The sequence below is a fragment of the Caenibius sp. WL genome (assembly GCF_019803445.1).
Taxonomy (GTDB): domain Bacteria; phylum Pseudomonadota; class Alphaproteobacteria; order Sphingomonadales; family Sphingomonadaceae; genus Caenibius.
In genome coordinates this window covers 2,434,225-2,455,831 of the sequence record NZ_CP081844.1, presented here as the reverse complement: position 1 = coordinate 2,455,831, position 21,607 = coordinate 2,434,225, and the positions used below count along the sequence as shown (strand labels likewise).

Sequence of the window (21,607 nt, the reverse complement as noted above, 5' to 3'; positions counted from 1 at the left end):
CAGGAAATGGATGATCTGGCTGCCCCTGGCGCTCTTTCTCGGCTTTGTCGTGCTGTTCGCCATGCAGTTGCGCAATCCCGCGGAAAGGGAAGTGGAAAGCGCGATGATCGGCAAACCGCTGCCGCAATTCGCGCTGCGGGCGGCAGCGGACGTTCCGGGTCTGGCCAACACCGACATGGCGGACGGCAAGGCCCGCCTGCTGAATATCTGGGCGAGCTGGTGCGTACCCTGTGCGGCCGAAGCGCCGCAACTCGAAGCCTTGCGCAAGCAGGGGGTAGAAATCGTCGGCGTGGCGATCAGAGACCGCCCGGACGATGTTGCGCAGTTTCTCGCCCGTTATGGCAATCCCTATAGCCGTATCGGGGCGGACGATCGGTCCACGGTGCAGATGGGCATCGGCTCCTCCGGCATTCCCGAAACTTTCGTCGTCGATGGCAAGGGGGTGATCCGTTACCAGCATATCGGCGATATCCGGGCGGAACATGTGCCGATGCTGATCGAAAAGCTGAAGGAGGCGAGCAAGTGAGAGCTTCGCTTGCCCTGTTCCTTATCCTCTGGATGACGCTGGGGACCATTCCGGCGATGGCGCAGGATTCGCTGCCGCCCGCACCCTACGCCTATCGCCAGCTCGACGATCCGGCGCAGGAGGCGAAAGCCAAGGCGTTGATGGAGACGCTGCGGTGCCTCAAGTGCCAGGGCCAGTCGATCGCGGATTCCGACGCTTCGATGGCGGGCGACATGCGCCATCAGGTACGGTTGCGGATTGCGGCGGGTGAGGAGCCGGAGGCTATCCGCGCCTGGCTGGTCGAACGGTATGGCGATTATGTCAGCTTCGCCCCGCGTTTCGATGGGGCGACGTGGCCGCTGTTCGTGGTTCCGCTGATTTTCCTGTGCGTGATCGGGCTCGTCCTTTGGCGCAAGCTGGGAAGACGCGCATGATCTGGGCCATGGTGATCGCCCTTGCGCTGGCGACGGGGGCGGCGGCGGTTCTGCTGTTCCGCGTGCCCCGGCCGCAATGGGCGCTTCTCGGTGTGGCGCTGATGTTGGGGCTGGCGGGCTATGCCTGGCAGGGGCAAGCCTATCAGGCAGGCCAGCCCAAGAATGCTGCAATCGCCGCGGCCGAGGACGGTTCGGCCCTGGTGGCCGCACGGCATAGCTTCGCCGAAGGTGCGCCGCAGAGCAATTTCGCCATCATTTCCGATGGCTTTGCCCGACGGGGCGATTACGCCAAGGCTGCGGGAATCCTGCGCGGGGCCGTGCGTGAAAACCCCGAGGACAGCGACGCCTGGCTGGCGATGGCCAATGCCCTGGTCGAACAGGCCGAGGGGCAACTGACGCCCGCATCGCTTTACGCCTATCGCAAGGCGGGCGAAGCAGCGCCGGACAGCGCCGCGCCCGCCTTTTTCCTCGGCGTGGCGATGATTCGTGGCGGCCGGCTGATCGAGGCGGACAAGCTGTGGCGCGAAGCCTTGCGCAAGACTCCGGCTGATGCGGCGTGGCGCGCGGATCTGGAGCAACGCATCGGCGCGCTGGAAGGACTGATGCGGCGCATCGCAGGGCAGTAGCTTCCGCTGTTGCGGCGTGATAGGCATGCTGCTAAGCGCCACCGCCCCTCCGCTGGACATCCGGTTGCGTGGGGATAGTGGCAACAGGGGCGTTACTTCCTGATGACCGATTCCGCCGATTTGGGTGATTCTCCTCCTCCTTCGCTGCCGTCCCAGACGAATGGCCACAGCCGCGAATCGAATATCGCGAAGATGGCGTTCGGGGCGATTGGTATCGTGTTCGGCGATATCGGGACGAGCCCGCTCTATTCTTTCCGTGAAACTTTCGTCGGCCCCCATCCGCTGGCGCTGGATGACCTGCATGTGCTGGGGGTGACAAGCCTTATTTTCTGGTCGATGACCCTGGTGGTGTCGATCCAGTATGTTGGCCTGTTGATGCGCGCCGACAACAAGGGGCAGGGCGGCAGTCTGGCTTTGGTGGCGCTGCTGTCACGGTTTATCGGCGGGTCCGGCTACGGCTGGCTGGTGGTGATTCTGGGCGTGTTCGCCACCGCGCTGTTCTATGGCGACAGCATGATCACGCCCGCCGTTTCGGTGCTGTCCGCCGTCGAAGGGCTGACAGTCGTCGAAAGCAAGCTCCAGCCGCTTGTCCTGCCGATCGCGCTGGTGCTGCTGGTGGGCCTGTTCCTGTTGCAGAAACGCGGGACGGAGCAGGTGAGCAAGCTGTTCGCGCCGGTAATGATCACCTATTTCGTGATCCTGGCCATCCTGGGCATCATCCATATCGTGTCCTCGCCCGAAGTGCTGGTGGCGCTCAATCCGTATTACGCATTCCAGTTCTTCATGAGCGACCGGCTGCTAGCATTCCTTGCGCTGGGCTCTGTCGTTCTGGCGGTGACGGGTTCGGAAGCGCTCTATTCCGATATGGGCCACTTCGGCCGGGGGCCGCTGCGCCTGTCCTGGTTCGGTTTCGTGATGCCCTGCCTGCTGCTGAACTATTTCGGTCAGGCGGCAATGATCCTCAGCCTTGATGCGGCGGCTGCTGCCGAAGCGATCCAGAACCCGTTCTTCATGCTGGCGTCGGAACCCTATCGCCTGCCGCTGGTCATTTTCGCCACCTTCGCCACCTTCATCGCCAGCCAGGCGGTGATCACGGGCGCATTCTCGATCACGCATCAGGCGATCCAGCTCGGCTTCATTCCGCGCCTGTCGATCCGCCATACCAATGAGACCGAAGCCGGGCAGATTTACATTCCCGTCATCAACTGGGCGCTGATGATCGCAGTGATCGTTCTGGTGCTGATGTTCCAGAATTCCTCGAATCTCGCCTCCGCCTACGGGATCGCGGTGACGGGCGCGATGCTGATCGATGCCTGCCTGCTGGCGGTGGTCCTGCTGGCGGTGTGGAAGTGGAAATGGTGGCTGGCCCTGCCGGTGCTGGCGGTGGTCTTCATTGTCGACGGTGCCTATTTCGCGGCCAATTTCATGAAGGTCCCCGATGGTGGGTGGTTCCCGCTGCTGGTCGGTGCGGTCGCCTTCACCATGCTCACCACCTGGGCGCGCGGGCGCAAGCTGATGCGCGACCGCATGGCCGAAGCCAGCCTGCCGATGGAAGTGTTCATCAAGTCGGCGAGCAGCGCGGTACGGGTTCCGGGCACCGCGATTTTCATGGCCTCCAGCACCGATGGTGTGCCTTCAGGGCTGCTGCACAATATCAAGCACAACAAGGTGCTGCACGAACGGGTGGTGATCCTGACGGTGGATATCGCCGATGTGCCGTATATCTCCGAGAAGGAGCGGTGCTCGGTCAAGGATCTGGGAGATGGCTTCTTCCGCCTGATCCTGCGGTATGGCTTCATGCAGGAAACCGATATTCCCACCGCGCTCCAGAACCGCCATATCTGCGGCGGGCCGTTCGATATGATGCAGACAAGCTTTTTCCTCTCGCGGCAGACGCTGCTGTCGGCCAAGAACCCCGGTATGGCGATCTGGCGGGAAAAGCTGTTCGCTTGGATGATGCGTAATTCGGCGTCGCCGATGGATTTCTTCCGCCTGCCGACCAACCGGGTCGTCGAACTCGGAAGCCAGGTGGAAATCTGAGCGTTCCGATACGAAAAGGGGCGCCGCCGCATAGCGGGGCGCCCCTTTTTCGTCCTGCTATCGATCAACCGAGATTGGCGCTGACCATCGCATAGAGCATGGGTAGGGACAGCAGGGTGTTGGTCCGGCTGGCGATCAGGGCCCGCGGGCCGGCGGCGGCCTTTTCCTCCGGCGTCGCTTCGACGAGGCCGAGGATTTTCTTCTGGGCCGGCCAGATGATGAACCACACGTTGAATGCCATGATCAGGGCCAGCCACATGCCGACGCCGATCAGGTTGACGTTGCCTTGGCCTGAGAAAGACAGCGCCTGCCCGAGGTAACCGCTGACATGCGCGATGGCGAGGCCGGTCAGAACCGTCAGCAGCGCGCCGTAACGGAAGAAGAACAGCACCTTGGGCGCAATATGCTTGGAAACGCCGGGTTTCAGTTCATCCGGGATTGTCGGCATGGTCGGGACCTGGACGAAATTCAGGTAATAGAGCAGGCCGATCCAGACGATGCCGAAGAACAGATGAAGCCAGCGCAGAATCGAATTGGGATCGACTGGCGCCGTAAGCTGGAAGGCGACCATGAGTGCGATTGCCGCAGCCAACCCCACCAGCAGCACGAGATGCAAGTTGCCGAAAAATTTTGCCATGTATACTCCCCCTCCGGTTGTTCTACTTTCTCCGCGACCTTTTGTGCGGATCGGAGTGGGGCAGATATTAAGGATCAGTGCGAATTTGTCACATTGTTTCGCACGCGCTCAGGCCGGGGGAATGCGATGCTCGGCTTCCTCTTCGCCTTGCCCGTCCAGCCCATGGCGCAGCAGCATCGGAATCTGCGAGAATGTGAACAGGAACGACAGCGGCATGAAGACCCACAGCTTCGTGGCCAGCCAGGGGCCGAATTCCAGAGTCATCCGCAAGGTTTCGTTGAGCGCGGCGAGGAACAGGAAAAAGAACCCCCAATTGCGCGACAGCTTCATCCAGCCCGCATCGTTGAGCCCTTCGAACGCGGCTTCGAGCAGCATTTTCAGCAAGGCCTTGCCTTTCCAGTATCCCACCAGCAGCGCCACGCCGAAGAACAGGTAGATCACTGTCGGCTTGATCTGGACATAAAAGGGATCGTGCAGGAAGATCGTCAGCGAGCCGAAGCCGACAATCAGCGCGGTCGACAGCCACAGCATCGGCGAGACTTTGCCCAGCCGCCATTTCGAGACGGCGAGGGCGATGATCGCCGCGACGATGAACGCGATCGTTCCGCGCACCACGGCAAAGACTTCGCCGACCGCATCGCTTGTCCCTTCGGGGGAATAGTGCCGGTAGGCAAGAAAGAAAACCAGCAGCGGCCCATAATCGACCAGCAGATTGAGCCAGCCCGATTTGGTTTTTTTCGTGTCGGTTTCTTTCGTCATCACGCCAGCCCTGCAATCACTTTGGCCACCAGATCCGGGTCGAATGGCCGCAGATCGTCAATCGTTTCGCCCACGCCGATGGCGTGGATCGGCAAACCGTACTTTTCCGCGGCGGCCACCAGCACGCCGCCGCGCGCGGTCCCGTCCAGCTTGGTCATGATCAGCCCGGTCACCCCGGCGACTTCCTTGAATATCTCGATCTGGGAGAGTGCATTCTGACCATTGGTGGCGTCAAGCACCAGCACGACATCATGTGGCGCTTCGGGATTGAGCCGACCGAGGACCCGGCGGATCTTGGCCAGTTCGTCCATCAGTTCGGTCTTGTTCTGGAGGCGTCCGGCGGTGTCGACGATCAGCGCATCGGTGCCGATGGCGGTGGCCTGCTTTACCGCGTCGAACACCACGCTGGCCGGATCACCGCCTTCGGGGCCCTTGACGATCGGCACACCCAGGCGATCCGCCCAGACGCCAAGCTGGCCGATGGCCGCCGCGCGGAACGTGTCGCCCGCCGCCAGCATTACGCCGTAATCCTCTTCCTGGAACAGATGGGCGAGCTTGGCGATGGTCGTCGTCTTGCCGCTGCCGTTGACGCCGATCACCAGAACGACCTGCGGGCGGGGAAAGGCAGTGACTTCCAGCGGCTTGGCCACCGGGCGCAGGATCGCGGCGATTTCCTCCGCCACCGCTTCGCGCAGGCCCTGTTCGTCGATATCGCGGCCGAAGCGCTGCTCCGCCAGACGGGCGCGAATGCGCGCGGCGGCGGTGGGGCCGAGATCGGACAGGATCAGCGCATCTTCGACATCGTCCAGCGTGGCATCGTCGAGCTTCGCCGTGCCGACCACGCTCGAAAGATTGCCCGAGAGCTTGTCTGATGTCTTGCGGAAGCCGCCGAGCAGGCGATCCGTCCAGCTTTCGCTGCTCATTGGAGCAATCCCTCTTCCAGTCGTGTGGGTGTGAGCGGCAGGATAGTGCCGCGCGGTGTGCCTGCCGGTATGGCGACGCGGGCGAAATTCTCGGCGTGGCCGGTGCCGTCCGCTTCGCTCAGCACATGCAGGCGCTGGCCGATCTGCGCGTTCAGCCATCTGTCTCGCACGCGGGCGACCGCCGCGCGCAGTTCGGCGGCCCGCTGACGAATCACGGCATGATTGACCTGCGGCATCCGGGCGGCGGGTGTGCCCGGGCGCGGCGAATAGGGGAAGATATGGCCGTGCACGATGTCCAGTTCGTCAACGATGGAGAGATTGGCGGCGTGCATAGCCGCGTCCTCCGTGGGGAAGCCCGCGATGAGATCGGCCCCGATGGCGATATCCGGGCGGCGCGCGCGCAGGCTTGCCACCAGCCGGAGCGCATCGGCGCGCGAATGCCGCCGTTTCATCCGTTTGAGCACCAGATCGTGGCCGTGCTGCAAGGAGAGGTGAAGATGCGGCATCACGCGTTTCTCGCCCGCCAGCAGTTCGAACAGTTCGCCATCGATTTCCACCCCGTCGAGCGAGGACATGCGCAAGCGCTGCAACCGGGGGAAAGCGTCGAGAATAGCCCGGACCATCGCGCCGAGGCGCGGCCGATCAGGCAGGTCGTGCCCCCAGGATGTGACATCCACCCCGGTGAGCACCACTTCGGGCGCACCCATGGTCAGATGACGTTCCACTTCGGCCAGCACCTGCGGAATGGTGAGCGAACGGCTGGGACCGCGTCCCTGCGGGATGACGCAGAATGTGCAGGCATGATCGCAGCCGTTCTGCACCGCGATGAAGGCGCGGGTATGGGCCGTGGGCGGCGTGAGGCCGGGCCGGGGCGGCACGTTCCATGCGCGCGGATCGAGCTTGTCGGTGTTGGGGATCAGCCCGTCCACCTCGGGCATGGCGGCCAGCTGTTCGCGCTCGATATCGGCGGCGCACCCGGTCACCAGCAGGCGGGCGGCGGGGTTTTGCCGCCGGGCCTTGCGGATCGCCTGGCGGGTCTGGCGCACGGCTTCGGCGGTGACGGCGCAACTGTTGATCACGACAATGTCGCTTTCCCGCGCCAGCAGGGACCGGATCGTTTCGCTTTCGGACAGGTTGAGCCTGCAGCCGAAGGAAATGACTTCGGCCTGCCGGGCGCGGGTCATGCGCGGCTGTCCCCCGCGTAATACTCCCATGCGAAATCCCCGCGGAAGGATTCGACGGCGGGCCCGGTCATGATGATCGCGTCGTCATCGTCCCAGTCGATCCTGAGGGGGCCGCCAGGCAAAGTCACTTCGACGCTGCGCCCGGTCAACCCGCGCCGCATGGCCGCGATGGCCGTTGCGCAGGCGCCGGTGCCGCAGGCCCGCGTCAGCCCGGCCCCGCGCTCCCACACGCGCAGGCGCAGCGATTGCGGCCCTGTCACCGTGGCCACATTCACATTCACCCGTTCGGGAAACAGCGGATCGTTTTCGATCAGCGGGCCCAGGCGATCGAGTTCGACCGCGTCACAATCGGGCACGAAGAACACGACATGCGGATTGCCGACATTTACCGCAACCGGGCTTTCCAGTTCTTCCCAGCCCACCGGCATGGCCAGCGTATCCATCGCGTAGGCCAGCGGCAGTTCGTCCCACCCGAAACGCGGAGCGCCCATGTTGACGGCAATGCCCGCATCGGCGGGGCGGGCTTCGATCAGTCCGCCGCCGGTTTCGATCGTGCAGGGCTGTCCCTGCAACAGGGCAACGGCCCGGCTGGCGTTGCCGCAGGCGCCGACTTCGCTGCCATCGGGATTGAAAATGCGCATCCGAAGATCGGCGATGGTGCTGGGTTCGATCAGAACGAGCTGATCGCAGCCGATCCCGGTCTTACGGTCGGCAAGCGCCGCGGCCACCCGCGCATCGACGGGCGGAAGAGTGTCGCCGCGGCTGTCGAGCACGATGAAATCGTTGCCCAGACCGTGCATCTTGATGAAAGGGACGCGCATAGCCGTGCGCATCTATGCGCTGACAGGCGCTACGTCCAGTGGCCCGCTTGGCTGGCGTTCACGATTTCAACCCGATTTCCTGTAGCCGCTGCTGGAGGAAAGCGTCTGCCGTGATCGGTTCTGGGTAGCAATCGGGCTGTTCGCGGCTGATGCATTGCGGCAGCGTGGCGATCATGAAATCGCTGCGCGGGTGGAGGAAAAACGGCATCGAATACCGGCTGCGCTCCGCCGCCGGGCCCGAAGGGTTGCACACCCGGTGAATGGTGGAGGGCAGCCTATGGTTGGTCAGCCGTTCCAGCATATCGCCGACATTGACCACCAGCGCGCCCGGTGGCGGGGCAACCGGCAGCCAGCGCCCGCTGCGATCCAGCAGTTCGAGCCCTGATTCCTCCGCCCCCAGCAGCAGCGTGATGAGATTGATGTCGCCATGCGCCGCCGCACGCACCGCGCCTTGCCCCGATGCGGGCACCGGCGGGTAATGAAGCAGGCGCAGAACCGAATTGCCCATCGCCACCACATCGTCGAACCAGTCCGATGCGAGGCCCAGATAAATGGCGATCCGTGACAGGATCGTGCGCCCGATGCGGTCCATCTCATCGAACAGGGCGCGCATGCACGGTGCGAAATCCTCCGGCTGATCGGGCCAGATATTGGCGGGCATGGAAGGTGTCAGCAGCGGATGCCCCACGGGCAGGTCGCGCCCGACGTGCCAGAACTCCTTGAGATCGCCCATGGTTTCGCCTTTGGCGGTTTCCCGGCCGAAAGGCGTGTATCCGCGCGCTCCTGCATTGCCGGGGATGTGATAGCGGCGCTTGGTTTCCTCGGGCAGGGCGAAGAAGGCGCGAGTCAGGCCCCAACCTTTCGCGACGATGCCGGCATCCAACCCGTGATCGCGCACCATGGCGAACCCGTACCGTTCGAAGCTTTCGCCGATCCGGGCGGCAAACGCATGCTCGTCATCCGCGAGCGAGAGAATGGGGAGAGTTTCAAGCGTCATGTGGAGATAGGGGCCATTTGCGGTTAAGGCGCGGGGTTTAAGCGTCGTGCGGAAAAGTGGAAACCGGTTTTCCGCATGGGGCATTGCGATCACACCACCACGGGCAAGCCGCGCGGCCTGCCGGATGCGAAACCGGAGCATGTATGAGCAAAAGCTACTGGCTGATGAAGTCCGAACCCGACGCCTATAGCTGGGATGATCTTGTCGCCGAGGGTGAGGGGACCTGGGATGGTGTGCGCAATCATCGCGCGGCCAACAATATGCGCGCCATGAAAGTGGGTGATCAGGCGTTTTTCTATCATTCCAATATCGGCAAGGAGATCGTCGGAATCGTCACCATCAGCGTGACGGGCATCACCGATCCGACGGACCCCGAGGGCAAATGGGCGGCGGTCAAAGTGAAGCCGGTGCGCAAGCTTGCGCATCCGGTCACGCTCAAGGCGATCAAGGAAAATCCGGAACTGGCGGATATCGAACTGGTGCGGCTGTCGCGCCTGTCGGTTGCGGAAATCAAGCCGGAGGAATGGCGCAAGATTCTCGCGATGGCGGGCGAATAACCGGCGCGGCGACGGTTTCTGAAACCGGAGTTGCACCGCCCGCTGTTCCAAACTGCAACAGTCATGGGAAACGGGCGCGGTCATGCCTCTTCCCCATGGTTAGCAGGAAGTTAAGATCGGGGCATGAATCACGCCCGGATCACTTTCGGACAACCCCGGTCAAATGCCGCTGGCGTCAGCAGGGCGCTATGCATTCCGCAGAGCGGGCTTGTCGCCGTCGCAGCGGGGGAGCCGCTTTGGTGGGGCCTTAGTGGGCAGGATTTGCGCGATATCGCAGTGACCTATTGCGCCACGTTTCTGGCGGTTCTCATTTTCACCCTGTGACCGGCGCTTCGGCGCGGGCCTCCGGCACGGTTCAATGCACCGTGCCGGGGCAGGCGGTTTCGCGTTCGGCCTTGTAGAGCCTGTACCCCAGCCAGGCGGAAACGCCGCACATCGCCGCGCTCAGCAGCAACTGGTCGGCAATCGCCACGCCGATGGCGCTGAGTGAGACCGCCAGCAGGGAACCGCCGACCATCGCCCCCGAATTGACGATGTTGTTGGCGGCGATCGTCCGCGCGGCCTGCGACGGATCGACGCGGGTGGTGAGGAAGGCATAGAGCGGAACCACGAACATGCCGCCCGAAAAAGCGATGCCCAGCAGCGTCAGCAGCAACGGTATGGCAAGCGGTTCGCGGACGAAATCGCCCACGTCGAGCAGCGCCCCGCCGGTGTCGACATCCCAGGCTTGGCAGACGAGATGGAAGGCCACCACGAACAGCGCCATGACAAGGATCGAAGCCGGGGCATAACGCGCCGAGACGTTGCCTTTGAGCAGGGCATTGATCGACATCGAGCCGACCGCCACACCGACGGAGAAGATCACCAGGAACAGGCTGGCCACTTCCTTGCTGGCCATCAGCACGTTCTTGGCCAGCGGCGGGAACTGGATGAACAGCACCGCGCCGATGGTCCAGAAAAAGCTGATCGCCAGAATCGCATAGAACACGCAGCGTTCATGCATCGTGTTGCGCACCAGCGCGACCGAGGCGCGCAAGACATGGTGATCGAGCGGCTGCGGTTCGATCATCGGCGGGGCAGGGGGGACGGAACGGCTGGTGGCGTAGCCGATCATCGCGGTGATGACCACGGCGCCCGCTGCCCATTCGACCGGAATCCAGCCCGCGAGAATCGTGCCGGTGAGAACCGCGATATAGGTCCCGGCTTCCACCATGCCGGTGCCGGCGAGAACTTCTTCCTTTTTCAGATGTTGCGGCAGGATGGCGTATTTGATCGGGCCGAAGAAAGTCGAATGAACGCCCATCGCGAACAGGGCCAGAAGCATCAGGGGGATGGCCAGCATGCTGACCATGATCCCTTTCCATGCCAGCAGCAGACCGGCCGCACCGCAGATCATGATCGGGATTTCGCAGGCCTTGATAATGCGGATGATGCGGGCCTTGTCGCGCATGTCCGCCAGTTGCCCCGACAGGGCGGAGAGGACGAAGAAGGGCAGGATGAACACCCCGGATGCGATTGCGCTGAACTTCGCTTCCTCGGCCTCCGAATTGTAGACGCTGTAGACGACGAACAGCACCATCGCGTTCTTGTACAGATTGTCGTTGAAGGCATTGAGAAGTTGAGTCACGAACAGCGGAAGGAAGCGCCGCCGGCGCAGAAGATGCGTCGATGTTGTCATGAATGCTTGCCAGATGCCTCTCGCTCGTGTGAAAGCCTAACGCCGTGGCCGGGATGGACAAGGGGGTTCGGGCGCTTTTGCACGAAAGCACGGACTAGAGAACCGCGGATTGATGCTCACTCTACCGAATATTCTTACACTTTCGCGTATTCTGGCCGTGCCTTTGCTGGCTTTCCTGCTGTGGTGGCCGACATGGCGCATCGGCTATGGCCTTGCTTTCGCGCTTTATTGCCTGATGGCGATCACCGACTATTTCGACGGCCTGCTCGCCCGGTCCAGCGGTGCGGTATCCCGGCTCGGGGTGTTTCTCGATCCCATTGCCGACAAGATCATGGTGGCGGCGGTTATCCTCGTGTTGACGGCACAGGGCATCCTGCGCGGGCCCTATGTCGGCGACATGCACGTGATTGCCGGGCTTATCATCCTGATCCGCGAAATCGCCGTGTCGGGGCTGCGGGAATTTCTCGGCGGCCTGCAAGTCTCGGTGCCCGTCAGCAAGCTGGCCAAATGGAAAACCACGTTTCAGCTTGTCGCGCTGGGGGCGTTGATTCTCGGCGGGGCCTTGCCCGAATGGAATGTCGTGCTGGGCACTATCGTGGCCAATGTTCCGCATACCGTGGGGCTGACGACTCTGTGGGCCGCCGCCATTCTGACGTTGATCACCGGCTGGGATTATCTGCGGATCGGCCTCAAACACATGGATTGAACGCGGGTCGGCTCAATGATCCTTCAGTTCTTCGGCCAGCATCCGGAATTCGTCGCCACGCGGTGAATTCTTGCGCCAGACCAGCGCGATTTCGCGCGTGGCATTCCTGGATTTGAGCGGCCTTGCGACCACATCAGTGCCGGTCAGAATGCCCGCGTCGAGCGCCATTTTCGGCACGATGGTCAGGCCGAGGCCGTTATCGACCATCTGCACCAGCGTGTGCAGGCTGGTGCCGATCATCGTGGCGCTGGCGCGCAGTTCGGGGCGATTGCACGCGGCGAGGGCGTGCTCCTTCAGACAGTGCCCGTCTTCCAGCAGCAGCAGGCGGCCTTCATCGATCATCGAAGGCGGCACTTCCGCGGGTGGATCGCGCGGATCGCCCTTGGGAAACGCCACATAGAGCGGATCGTCGCCGATTTTCGCGCTTTCCACATCGCCGGTGGCAAAAGGCAGAGCGAGCAGCACGCAATCGGCCCGGCCATGGTGCAGCGATTCGATGGCGTCCGCGCTGGTTTCCTCGCGCAGGAACAGCTTGAGTTGCGGTTTGTCCTTGCGCAGGCGGGGCAGAATGCGGGGCAGGAGGAAAGGCGCGATCGTGGGGATCACGCTCATCCGCAGCTCGCCGGAAAGCGGCTTGCCCGCCGACTGGACGAGTTCGGAGAGTTCTTCCGCCTCGCGCAGCAGACGGTGGGCCTTTTCGACCACGGCATTGCCGAGCGGCGTGAAGCGCACGACGCGGCGGCTGCGTTCGACGAGAGTGACGCCAAGCAGCGATTCGAGTTCGCGCAGGCCGGCCGAAAGTGTCGACTGGGATACGAAACAACTGTCTGCCGCCCGGCCGAAATGGCCATGCTCATGCAGGGCAACGAGATATTGCAACTGCTTGAGCGTCGGCAGATAGGTGCTCATGCGGTCCCGACCATGCTTTCCGTCATCTCGTCGATATGGGTCATCTTGAGCTTGCCGTCGAGTACCGCGAAAGCCAGCCGCCCTTCGACCAGTTCCAGCGCATCGCGGCCGAACATGTCGTAGCGCCAGCCTTCCAGCACCGCCAGCTTGCGCACGCCGGACGCCAGCGCTTCCAGTTCGTCGCTGCGGGTCAACAGGCGCGCGGCGACATCGATTTCGCGCGACCGGATCTTGAGCAGAAGCTTAAGCAGATCGGCCACCAGTGCGCCTTCCTTGCCCAGCGGGGCCCCGCGCGGGGTCTTGGCGGGCATTTCCTCGGGCGGGAGCGGTTCGGCATCGCGCAGAGTGCGCATCAGGCGCTTGCCGATCTCGTTGTCGGACCATGCCTGAGACAGGCCGCGCACTTTGGCGAGTTCGCCCTGCTTGGCGGGCGGATTGCTGGCCAGATCGGCCAGTGTTTCATCGCGCATGATCCGCCCGCGCGGGATATCTTTGTCCTGCGCTTCGAGTTCGCGCCATGCCGCCAGCGCTTTCAACCGGCCGAGCACCTGGGGATTGCGGCTGGGGGGGCGAATCTTGCGCCAGGCGCGGGTCGGATCGTTGCGATAGTTTTCCGGATCGGCGAGCGATTCCATTTCGATATCGAGCCATTCGCCGCGCCCGGTCTTGATCAGGCGCTTGAGCATCTTGGGGAAAATTTTCGCCAGATGGGTCACGTCGCCAATGGCATATTCGATCTGCCGTTCGGTCAGCGGGCGGCGCGACCAGTCGGTGAAACGCGCGCCCTTGTCGATCGTCAGGCCGAGCCAGCTTTCGACGAGATTGGCATAGCCGATCTGCTCCGACTGGCTGATCGCCATCATCGCGATCTGCGTATCGAAAATGGGGTGAGGGGTCCTGCCGGTGAGATTGTAGATGATTTCCACATCCTGCCCCCCGGCATGGAAGACTTTCAGAACGTCTTCGTTGTCCGTCAGCAGGTCGAGCAGTGGGGAAAGGTCGAGCCCGCTCGCCAGTGGATCGATCGCGGCGGCTTCCTTCTCATTGGCGATCTGCACCAGGCACAGTTCCGGCCAGTAGGTGTTCTCGCGCATGAATTCGGTATCGACGGTGACGAATTCCGACTCGGCGAGCCGGGTGCACAGATCGGCAAGATCTTCAGTCTTGGTAATAAGCTTATGTATCTTCATTCTGTTCGTTTCTGTTTATGGTCAAGGATGGCCTGGCCACCCGGCGCGGGTTGACAAAATCGCCGTGTTACCCTGTTAGCGCCGCTTTCCCCCTGCCCGATTGCAGGCCAATTGGAAAGAGTTTCGATGTCGCATCCTTATCGTTCCCACACCTGCGGTGCCTTGACCAAGGCGCAGGTGGGCCAGACTGTCCGCCTTTCGGGCTGGGTTCATCGCAAGCGCGATCACGGCGGCGTGCTGTTCGTCGACCTGCGCGATCACTACGGCATCACCCAGATCGTGGCGGACGAGGATAGCCCGGCACTGGCTATTCTGGATGGCCTGCGCGTGGAAAGCGTCGTCACTATCGACGGCGAAGTGAAAGCCCGCAACGATGCAACGGTGAACGCGAATCTGCCGACCGGCGAAATCGAAGTCTTCGCCCGCAGCGCCGAAGTACTGAGCCGCGCCGAAGAATTGCCGATGCCGGTGGCCGGGGAGCAGGAGTATCCCGAGGATATCCGTCTCAAATACCGCTTCCTCGATCTGCGCCGCGAGACGTTGCATGCCAATATCGTCACGCGCACCAAGATCATCGCGAACATGCGTCGCCGCATGGAAGAGGCGGGCTTCACCGAATATTCGACTCCGATCCTGACCGCGTCTTCGCCCGAAGGCGCGCGCGACTTCCTCGTGCCGAGCCGCATCCATGCGGGCAAGTTCTACGCGCTGCCGCAGGCGCCGCAGCAGTACAAGCAGTTGCTGATGGTCGCCGGTTTCGACCGTTACTTCCAGATCGCGCCCTGCTTCCGCGACGAAGACCCGCGCGCCGACCGTCTGCCGGGCGAATTCTACCAGCTCGACCTGGAAATGAGCTTCGTCACCCAGGAGGAAATCTGGGACACGATGGAGCCGGTCATCCAGGGCGTTTTCGCCCAGTTCGCGGATGGTAAGCCGGTCACTCCGGCAGGCGAATTCCGCCGTATCCCGCATGCCCAGGCGATGCTGGATTATGGCTCGGACAAGCCGGACCTCCGCAACCCGCTGATTATCAAGGATGTTACCGAACACTTCGGCGAATCCGGCTTCGGCATTTTCGCCGGCATCGTCGCCAACGGCGGTGTGATCCGCGCGATCCCGGCGCCGGGCGCGGGGGCGGGCAGCCGCAAGTTCTTCGACGATATGAACAACTGGGCGCGGGGCGAGGGCTACTCCGGCCTCGGCTACATCAACATCAAGGATGGCGTGCCCGGCGGCCCGATCGCCAAGAACCACGGCGAGGAAAAGACGGCGGCGCTGATCGCTGCGCTCGGCCTTGGCCCGAACGATGGCGTGTTCTTCGCCGCAGGCAAGGAAGAACAGGCCGCCAAGCTGGCCGGGGCGGCACGCATTCGGGTGGGCGAGCAGCTCGATCTGATCGACCGCGACCGGTTCGAACTCGCCTGGATCGTCGATTTCCCGTTCTACGAATGGGACGAGGACAACAAGAAGGTCGATTTCGCGCACAACCCGTTCTCGATGCCGCAGGGCGGCATGGAAGCGCTGGAAGGGCAGGACCCGCTGACGCTCAAGGCCTACCAGTACGATCTCGTCTGCAACGGCTATGAAATCGCATCGGGTTCGATCCGCAACCAGTCGCCCGAACTCATGGTCAAGGCATTCGAGAAAGTCGGCCTGTCGCAGCAGGACGTGGAGGACCGTTTCGGCGGCCTTTACCGCGCTTTCCAGTACGGCGCCCCGCCGCATGGTGGCATGGCCGCCGGTGTCGATCGTATCGTGATGCTGTTGTGCGGCGCGGTAAACCTGCGTGAAATCACGCTGTTCCCGATGAACCAGCGCGCCGAAGACCTGCTGATGGGGGCGCCGAGCCCGGCCGAGCCGAAGCAGCTTCGCGAACTGCATATGCGGATCGTCGAACCGCCCAAGCCGCAGGCCTGAGATTCCGGTTGTTGCGCGCCGCATTGGCCATAGGAAAACTGCACATCGGCAAGGGCTATCCCCTTGCCAGCGCGCGCGGCACTCTTTAGGGCAAATGCCAATTCCAGCTCCCAACGTAAGAGGGATAACATGAGCGATACCGCTGACCGCGTTAAGAAGATTGTCGTCGAACACCTTGGCGTGGAGGCCGACAAGGTTGCTCCCGATGCCAGCTTCATCGACGATCTGGGTGCAGACAGCCTCGACATCGTCGAACTGGTGATGGCTTTCGAAGAAGAATTCGGCGTCGAAATCCCCGACGATGCGGCGGAAAAGATCGGCACCGTTGGCGACGCGATCAAGTACATCGACGACAACAAGGGCTGATTGCCCGCATTCCCGCCGTACTCGCCTGTCGGCCAGAATGTTCAGGCAGTCGGCGGGGCTTCGACAGGCTCGACCCTATAGGGTTGGGCCTGTTGGTCTTTACGGAGAGTAGATTATGCGCCGTGTGGTCGTAACCGGTCTTGGCCTTGTCACCCCGCTGGGGGGCGATGTCGAAACCACCTGGGCGAATATCCTGGCCAGCAAGAGCGGGGCAGGCCCGATTACCCGTTTCGATGCGTCCAACCAGAAATGCCGCATCGCGTGCGAGGTGAAACCGGCCGATCATCCCTATGGCTTCAATGCCGATGGGCGGGTCGATCCCAAGATTCAGCGCCAGGTCGATCCGTTCATCGTCTATGGCATCGATGCCGCCGGGCAGGCGATCGAAGACGCCGGGCTGCTGGATATGGACGAAGCAACGCGCCTGCGTGCGGGCTGTTCGATCGGTTCGGGCATCGGCGGTCTGCCGGGGATCGAAAAGGAATCGCTGGTGCTGGCCGAAAAGGGGCCGGGCCGCGTGTCGCCGCACTTCGTGCACGGCCGCCTGATCAATCTCATTTCCGGCCAGGTTTCGATCAAATACGGCCTGATGGGCCCGAATCACGCGGTGGTGACGGCGTGCTCCACCGGCGCGCATTCGATCGGCGATGCCGCCCGCATGATCAAGGACGGCGATGCCGACATCATGCTGGCGGGCGGTGCGGAAAGCACGATCTGCCCGATTGGCATTGCCGGGTTCGCCCAGGCGCGCGCGCTGTCGACCAATTTCAACGATCAGCCGGAAAAGGCCAGCCGCCCTTATGACGAAGCCCGCGACGGTTTCGTGATGGGCGAGGGCGCGGGCGTCGTCGTGCTGGAAGAGTATGAACACGCCAAGGCGCGCGGCGCGAAAATCTACGCCGAAGTCCTCGGCTATGGCCTTTCGGGCGATGCCTATCACGTGACGGCGCCGCACCCGGAAGGTTCGGGCGCATACCGCTCGATGGAAATGGCGCTGCGCAAGGCAGGGCTCGAGCCGAAGGATATCGACTACATCAACGCCCACGGCACTTCGACTCCGTTGGGGGACGAACTGGAACTGGGTGCGGTGCGCCGCCTGTTCGGCGATGCCATGGGCAATGTCTCGATGAGCTCGACCAAATCGGCCATCGGCCATCTGCTCGGCGGTGCGGGTGCGGTGGAAACGATCTTCTGCATTCTCGCCCTGCGCGACCAGATCGTGCCGCCCACTCTCAATCTCGACAATCCGAGCGAAAGCTGCGCGGGGGTCGATCTCGTGCCGCACACCGCAAAGAAGCGTGAAGTGCGCGCGGTGCTCAACAACAGCTTCGGCTTCGGCGGCACCAATGCCAGCCTGGTGATGAAGCGGGCCGATTGAGATGATCCGGCGCGGCAAGCAGGCCCTGCTGCTGGCAGGGCTGGCCCTGCTCGCCGCGATCGGGATATTCGCATACGGCTGGTTCGGCCCCGGCCCGCTTGAGAAGGAGCATTCCTTCCTGGTGCGGTCGGGATCGACGCTGCGCACCGTCGCCGCCGATCTGGAGAAAGCGGGCGCGATTTCCTCGGCCGACAGCTTTCTTCTCCGCGCACGGTTTTTCGGCAGCGATGCGCCGATCAAGGCGGGCGAATTCCTGCTTCCCGAAGGCGCCAGCGCTTCGCGCGTTCTCGGTATCCTGCAAGGCGGCGAAGTCCTGCGCCGCTTCGTGACCATTCCCGAAGGCATGCCTTCGATCATGGTGCACGAACGGCTGATGGCCGAACCTTTGCTCACAGGCACGATCCCGGTGCCGGAAGAAGGCTCGGTCCTGCCGGAAAGCTACGATTTCGAACGGGGCGAAAGCCGTGCCGCTGTGCTCAAGCGCATGCAGGCGGCAATGACCGCAACGCTCAAGGAACTTTGGGCCAAGCGCGGGCCCGATCTGGCGGTAAAGACTCCCGAAGAAGCGATGATTCTCGCCTCGGTGGTGGAGAAGGAAACCGGTAAACCGGCGGAGCGGCGCATGGTTGCCGGGCTCTATTCCAACCGGGTGAAGAAAGGGATGATGCTGCAGGCCGATCCGACGATCATCTACCCGATCACCAAGGGCAAGCCGCTCGGCCGCCGCATCCGCCAGTCGGAGATTCAGGCGGTCAACGACTACAACACTTATACGATGACCGGGCTGCCCAAGGGGCCGATCACCAATCCGGGGCGGGAATCGATTGCCGCGGTGCTCAATCCGGCGAAGACGTCCGCGCTCTACATGGTGGCCGACGGTACGGGCGGGCACGCCTTTGCCGACACGCTCGAACAGCATAACGCCAACGTCCAGAAATGGTTCGCCCTGCGCCGCGAGCGGGGGGAGATGTAGGCTTGATCGGGCGCTTGGGCGATCGGGGGCCTCGTCCCGCGCCTTTGCTCGTCACCGCGCTGTTGCCGCCGGATATCCTGTCGTGGGCCGATACCCTGCGGCGGGAACACTATCCGCCCGAACGCAACCGGCTCGCCGCGCACGTCACTCTGTTTCACGGTTTGCCGCCGTCCGCCGGGCGGGAGATTCGTGCGGCGCTGGCCGAAGCGGCGGCGGCCAATCCGCCTCCTGCGGCGCAAATCGCCGGGATCATGGCGATGGACCGGGGAACCGCGCTCAAAGTCGCCAGCCATGCGCTCGTCGTGATTCACGAGAATCTGGCAGAGCGTTTCCATGGCTTGCTGTCGTGGCAGGATTCGCACCCGCTGGTCTTGCATATCACGGTGCAGAACAAGGTTTCGCCCGAGGCCGCCCGGCGTTTGCAGGCGGACCTCAAAGCCACACTGAAACCCCGGAAATTCGCCTTTCCCGGCCTCGCATTGCATCTCTATCGCGATGGTCTGTGGGAATTTGTGCAGTCATGGCGGTTCAGAGGTGCAAAGGGTGGTTGACCGGCGGCGGACTGCGCCCTAAGAGCGCCGCCTGCCCGGGACGTTCGGAACATCTCGGAGCAGCCTCGTTCGGGGCGGAGTAGCTCAGCCGGTTAGAGCAGCGGAATCATAATCCGCGTGTCGGGGGTTCGAGTCCCTCCTCCGCTACCAACTTTCCATAGAAATTCAGTCAGTTGCAGAGAGCGCCCGAGCGGGCGCGGTGCCTGTTTCTGGGCAGGTTTCAAACTGCTGTAAACTTTCAGGCTGATAGACGCTCTGCCAAGGCGACAACGACGCGGGCTTCGTCCACGTAGCGGGCACGAATCTGCTCGACGCGCTTGGCCGTCAGCCAACGATGCGGGCGATCTCTTCGTCTGTCAGGCCCTTGATCGCAGAGATTTTGGCAGGTGCACCTGGTCCCATGTTCAATCCTGACCCTGGTATACATTTCTGTTTGAGCGTGAGGCACCGAATCCATAAGGCCCGATGCCTCAACGCCGCTATTTCGAAGGATTGGCAACGTCTTTGGCAGCGTCGCCCACCTGCTTGGCGGCGTTGCCGACCTGGCCCGCAGCCTCAGAGACCGCGTTGTTTTTGCTCGCTTCGCTTCCGGCCATACCGCTGAGAAAATAAACGCCCACCAACAGTGCAATGATCAGCACAATTGCGATGACCCAGCCTGAACCGCTTCCTCGGCTATCTCGATCGACAATAACAGTTTTCTCTTCTGCCATGACACTCTCTCCTGAAATCGAGGCGACGGTTAAACGTGTCTACTATGTTGGAGGTTCCGGCCGCATGGATCCTAGGTGAGTCATCGGCTCAAAATTCCGCTTAACTCGTACTTTGCTCAAAGTATGCCGCGGGCCAGAGCGTCCCTCCGCTACCAACGCAGCAGATGGTCGGCTTGCCGTCGTAAATGTTTCCTCGGATTCGGCATTCGCCATGACTGGCGCGCTATTGCGGCCGGTAATCGATATGCGCCTTGCCGGCCATGCGAACGGGCAGATAGAGGCCGTTGCCATAGGCGTGGATGGCGCCGATCCGATACCCGTCGATCTTGCCGCGAATGATGAAATCGCCCTGGTGCACGGTGCCGATGGCGGCCCTGATCTTGACCAGCAGTTCGTCCAGATCGTTGGTGAAATTCTGAGTCAGCGAAGAAGCGAGCAGCGCGGCGATGGCCGGGTGGTTGACGAGTTGCACGAGAAGATCGCCGCCCACGCCGTTGGTCTTGCCGGTGACTTTGAGATTTTCGAACGTGATCGTGGGAGAACCGGGCCGGTTGACCGGCTTTGCCGTGAGCCAGAGCAGGCCTCTGGTTTCGGCCGTGTTGCTGCCCGCGGGTTTCGCCGCAAGGTGGAGGCCGACCGCGATGCGCCCGTCCCTGGCGCCATAAAGCGTCACTTTCTCGAACCGCGCGGTGATCGGGCCGAGGCCGGGAAGATCGAACGGGCGCTGGGCGCGTTTGTGCAGGGCTCTCAACAGCACGGGTTCCAGCTGCGCATAGTCGGCGATGACCGGGCTGGTGAAATGCAACTGTCCATCGGTCCTGGCTTTGACCAGATCGGGCAACCGCGTCGGGGAGGGATCTTGCGGCCGGTCGCCGACAAAGGTTTCCGTCGTCGCTTTCAGCGCCAGATTGAGATGCATCTTGCCGCCGCGCAAACCGTAGCTATCATAGATCACCGCACGCGGGGAAATGCGCATCCATACCGGCGGATTTTCTGCGTTGAGCGAGAGAGTGGTGAAACTCTTCCTCCACACCTGCTCCGCCTCCGCGCGCAGGTTCAGCTTGCGCAGTTCCTGCGGAAGCGTGCGTTCGAGATGCTGCTTTATCGGGGCCAGCTTCTGATCGGCCTGATCGGTGAACGTGATCCGCTGGCCAAGGAAATCGATACCGGGCGGGGTGGTCCAGTCATAGCTGAGGCGGACGGTGCCCACCGGTGTCCAGTCGGGCCGGATATCGAGCGCGATATGCGCGCGGACCATGGCGGAGCCGGTGGCGGTTTCGCCTTTCAACACGCCGCCGATATCGCGTGCATGGATCGTGGCCTGGATGGGAATGTCGGCGACGATATCCTTGCCCGCGCCATGCAGGCGGATCGCGCCGCGGGTGACTTGGCCTTGGATCGTGCAACTGATGGGCGGGGTCACTTTGAGCTTCGCGCCGAAAATCTTGACCTTCTGCGGTGCCACGCAGCGGCTCGAATGCTGGTTGATGGACCAGAGCCGGCGCGGCACCGCTTCTTCGAGCAGCAGCGAAAGCGATTTGGGATCGGCCGCGATCGGCACGACGATGACGGAGGAATCCTGCGGTGTGGGGGCCAGGTCGGTGGCGCGTTCCGGCGGTTTGGTATCCCCGCCGCCTGAACACCCGGTGAGCAAAACGGCCATGCCCGCCGTACAGCCCAGTACCCAGCCCGGTACCTGGGGCAGCCCCTTATGACGCATATTCCCCCAATCAGCGTATTGAC

The 21,607-nt window shown here is 62.7% G+C and carries 22 protein-coding genes and 1 tRNA gene; 12 read left to right on the top strand and 11 right to left on the bottom strand.

Annotation, left to right across the window (positions count from 1 at the left end; all coding sequences use genetic code 11):
* Positions 1-10: 10 nt before the first annotated feature.
* The 4 genes from K5X80_RS11685 to K5X80_RS11670 all read left to right on the top strand — a co-directional run bounded on the left by K5X80_RS11685 (position 11) and on the right by K5X80_RS11670 (position 3,605).
* On the top strand, positions 11-526 hold the full coding sequence (locus K5X80_RS11685) for a DsbE family thiol:disulfide interchange protein (protein ID WP_222557906.1): 516 nt from the start codon (positions 11-13) through the stop codon (positions 524-526).
* 32 nt (positions 527-558) lie between these two features.
* Complete coding sequence (locus K5X80_RS11680; protein WP_283249310.1) at positions 559-939, top strand: cytochrome c-type biogenesis protein; 381 nt, start codon at positions 559-561, stop codon at positions 937-939.
* A complete protein-coding gene (locus tag K5X80_RS11675; RefSeq protein WP_222557904.1) occupies positions 936-1,565 on the top strand; it encodes a tetratricopeptide repeat protein in 630 nt (209 codons plus the stop codon). Before K5X80_RS11680 ends, K5X80_RS11675 begins: the two co-directional genes overlap by 4 nt.
* Before the next feature lie 102 nt (positions 1,566-1,667).
* The gene (locus K5X80_RS11670) at positions 1,668-3,605 is read left to right on the top strand and encodes a potassium transporter Kup (protein WP_502778311.1); all 1,938 of its coding nucleotides are present in this window, start codon (positions 1,668-1,670) and stop codon (positions 3,603-3,605) included.
* Positions 3,606-3,669: 64 nt separating this feature from the next.
* On the opposite strand, the gene K5X80_RS11665 is transcribed toward K5X80_RS11670, so the two are convergent.
* From K5X80_RS11665 to K5X80_RS11640, 6 genes are all read right to left on the bottom strand, one after another.
* Positions 3,670-4,242 (bottom strand): urate hydroxylase PuuD, encoded by a 573-nt coding sequence (locus K5X80_RS11665; protein WP_222557903.1) that lies wholly within the window; start codon positions 4,240-4,242, stop codon positions 3,670-3,672.
* A gap of 108 nt (positions 4,243-4,350) precedes the next feature.
* Positions 4,351-5,001 (bottom strand): inner membrane-spanning protein YciB, encoded by a 651-nt coding sequence (locus K5X80_RS11660; protein ID WP_222557902.1) that lies wholly within the window; start codon positions 4,999-5,001, stop codon positions 4,351-4,353.
* Complete coding sequence (ftsY, locus tag K5X80_RS11655) at positions 5,001-5,924, bottom strand: signal recognition particle-docking protein FtsY (RefSeq protein ID WP_222557901.1); 924 nt, start codon at positions 5,922-5,924, stop codon at positions 5,001-5,003. Before ftsY ends, K5X80_RS11660 begins: the two co-directional genes overlap by 1 nt.
* The gene (locus K5X80_RS11650) at positions 5,921-7,108 is read right to left on the bottom strand and encodes a MiaB/RimO family radical SAM methylthiotransferase (protein WP_222557900.1); all 1,188 of its coding nucleotides are present in this window, start codon (positions 7,106-7,108) and stop codon (positions 5,921-5,923) included. The genes ftsY and K5X80_RS11650 overlap by 4 nt, the downstream gene beginning before the upstream one ends.
* Positions 7,105-7,929, bottom strand: coding sequence for a diaminopimelate epimerase (dapF, locus tag K5X80_RS11645; protein WP_222557899.1), 825 nt, complete (start codon positions 7,927-7,929; stop codon positions 7,105-7,107). Before dapF ends, K5X80_RS11650 begins: the two co-directional genes overlap by 4 nt.
* 58 nt (positions 7,930-7,987) lie before the next feature.
* A complete protein-coding gene (locus K5X80_RS11640; RefSeq protein WP_283249309.1) occupies positions 7,988-8,926 on the bottom strand; it encodes an isopenicillin N synthase family dioxygenase in 939 nt (312 codons plus the stop codon).
* Positions 8,927-9,069: 143 nt separating this feature from the next.
* On the opposite strand from K5X80_RS11640, the gene K5X80_RS11635 reads away from it, so the two are divergent.
* The gene (locus tag K5X80_RS11635) at positions 9,070-9,483 is read left to right on the top strand and encodes an EVE domain-containing protein (protein ID WP_222557897.1); all 414 of its coding nucleotides are present in this window, start codon (positions 9,070-9,072) and stop codon (positions 9,481-9,483) included.
* 355 nt (positions 9,484-9,838) lie between these two features.
* Here the strand turns inward: K5X80_RS11635 and K5X80_RS11630 are convergent, their stop codons facing one another.
* Positions 9,839-11,161, bottom strand: coding sequence for an MFS transporter (locus K5X80_RS11630; RefSeq protein WP_222557896.1), 1,323 nt, complete (start codon positions 11,159-11,161; stop codon positions 9,839-9,841).
* 112 nt (positions 11,162-11,273) lie between these two features.
* On the opposite strand from K5X80_RS11630, the gene pgsA reads away from it, so the two are divergent.
* Positions 11,274-11,867, top strand: a complete 594-nt coding sequence (gene pgsA, locus K5X80_RS11625; protein ID WP_222557895.1) for a CDP-diacylglycerol--glycerol-3-phosphate 3-phosphatidyltransferase — start codon at positions 11,274-11,276, stop codon at positions 11,865-11,867.
* Between the two features lie 12 nt (positions 11,868-11,879).
* Here pgsA and K5X80_RS11620 read toward each other — a convergent pair whose 3' ends face one another.
* Together K5X80_RS11620 and rnd are read right to left on the bottom strand one after the other, a co-directional pair.
* Positions 11,880-12,776: a hydrogen peroxide-inducible genes activator gene (locus K5X80_RS11620; RefSeq protein ID WP_222557894.1), complete on the bottom strand. Its 897-nt coding sequence runs from the start codon at positions 12,774-12,776 to the stop codon at positions 11,880-11,882.
* Positions 12,773-13,966 carry a ribonuclease D gene (gene rnd / locus K5X80_RS11615; RefSeq protein ID WP_222557893.1) on the bottom strand — a complete coding sequence of 398 codons (1,194 nt, stop codon included), beginning with the start codon at positions 13,964-13,966 and terminating at the stop codon, positions 12,773-12,775. The genes K5X80_RS11620 and rnd overlap by 4 nt, the downstream gene beginning before the upstream one ends.
* Before the next feature lie 126 nt (positions 13,967-14,092).
* Here rnd and aspS point away from each other — a divergent pair, with 126 nt between their 5' ends.
* The 6 genes from aspS (at position 14,093) to K5X80_RS11585 (ending at position 19,301) form a co-directional block, all read left to right on the top strand.
* Complete coding sequence (gene aspS, locus K5X80_RS11610; protein ID WP_222557892.1) at positions 14,093-15,883, top strand: aspartate--tRNA ligase; 1,791 nt, start codon at positions 14,093-14,095, stop codon at positions 15,881-15,883.
* A 129-nt stretch (positions 15,884-16,012) separates the two neighbouring features.
* Positions 16,013-16,249, top strand: a complete 237-nt coding sequence (locus tag K5X80_RS11605; protein WP_222557891.1) for an acyl carrier protein — start codon at positions 16,013-16,015, stop codon at positions 16,247-16,249.
* Between the two features lie 115 nt (positions 16,250-16,364).
* Positions 16,365-17,627: a beta-ketoacyl-ACP synthase II gene (gene fabF / locus K5X80_RS11600; RefSeq protein WP_222557890.1), complete on the top strand. Its 1,263-nt coding sequence runs from the start codon at positions 16,365-16,367 to the stop codon at positions 17,625-17,627.
* Position 17,628: 1 nt separating this feature from the next.
* Positions 17,629-18,600 carry an endolytic transglycosylase MltG gene (gene mltG, locus K5X80_RS11595; RefSeq protein ID WP_222557889.1) on the top strand — a complete coding sequence of 324 codons (972 nt, stop codon included), beginning with the start codon at positions 17,629-17,631 and terminating at the stop codon, positions 18,598-18,600.
* 2 nt (positions 18,601-18,602) lie between these two features.
* The gene (locus K5X80_RS11590; protein WP_222557888.1) at positions 18,603-19,151 is read left to right on the top strand and encodes a 2'-5' RNA ligase family protein; all 549 of its coding nucleotides are present in this window, start codon (positions 18,603-18,605) and stop codon (positions 19,149-19,151) included.
* 73 nt (positions 19,152-19,224) lie between these two features.
* Positions 19,225-19,301: transfer RNA gene (locus K5X80_RS11585), tRNA-Met, on the top strand.
* A 329-nt stretch (positions 19,302-19,630) separates the two neighbouring features.
* On the opposite strand, the gene K5X80_RS11580 is transcribed toward K5X80_RS11585, so the two are convergent.
* Both K5X80_RS11580 and K5X80_RS11575 read right to left on the bottom strand, forming a co-directional pair.
* Positions 19,631-19,864: a hypothetical protein gene (locus K5X80_RS11580; protein ID WP_222557887.1), complete on the bottom strand. Its 234-nt coding sequence runs from the start codon at positions 19,862-19,864 to the stop codon at positions 19,631-19,633.
* 223 nt (positions 19,865-20,087) lie between these two features.
* Complete coding sequence (locus tag K5X80_RS11575) at positions 20,088-21,527, bottom strand: DUF4403 family protein (RefSeq protein WP_222557886.1); 1,440 nt, start codon at positions 21,525-21,527, stop codon at positions 20,088-20,090.
* Positions 21,528-21,607: the final 80 nt, after the last annotated feature.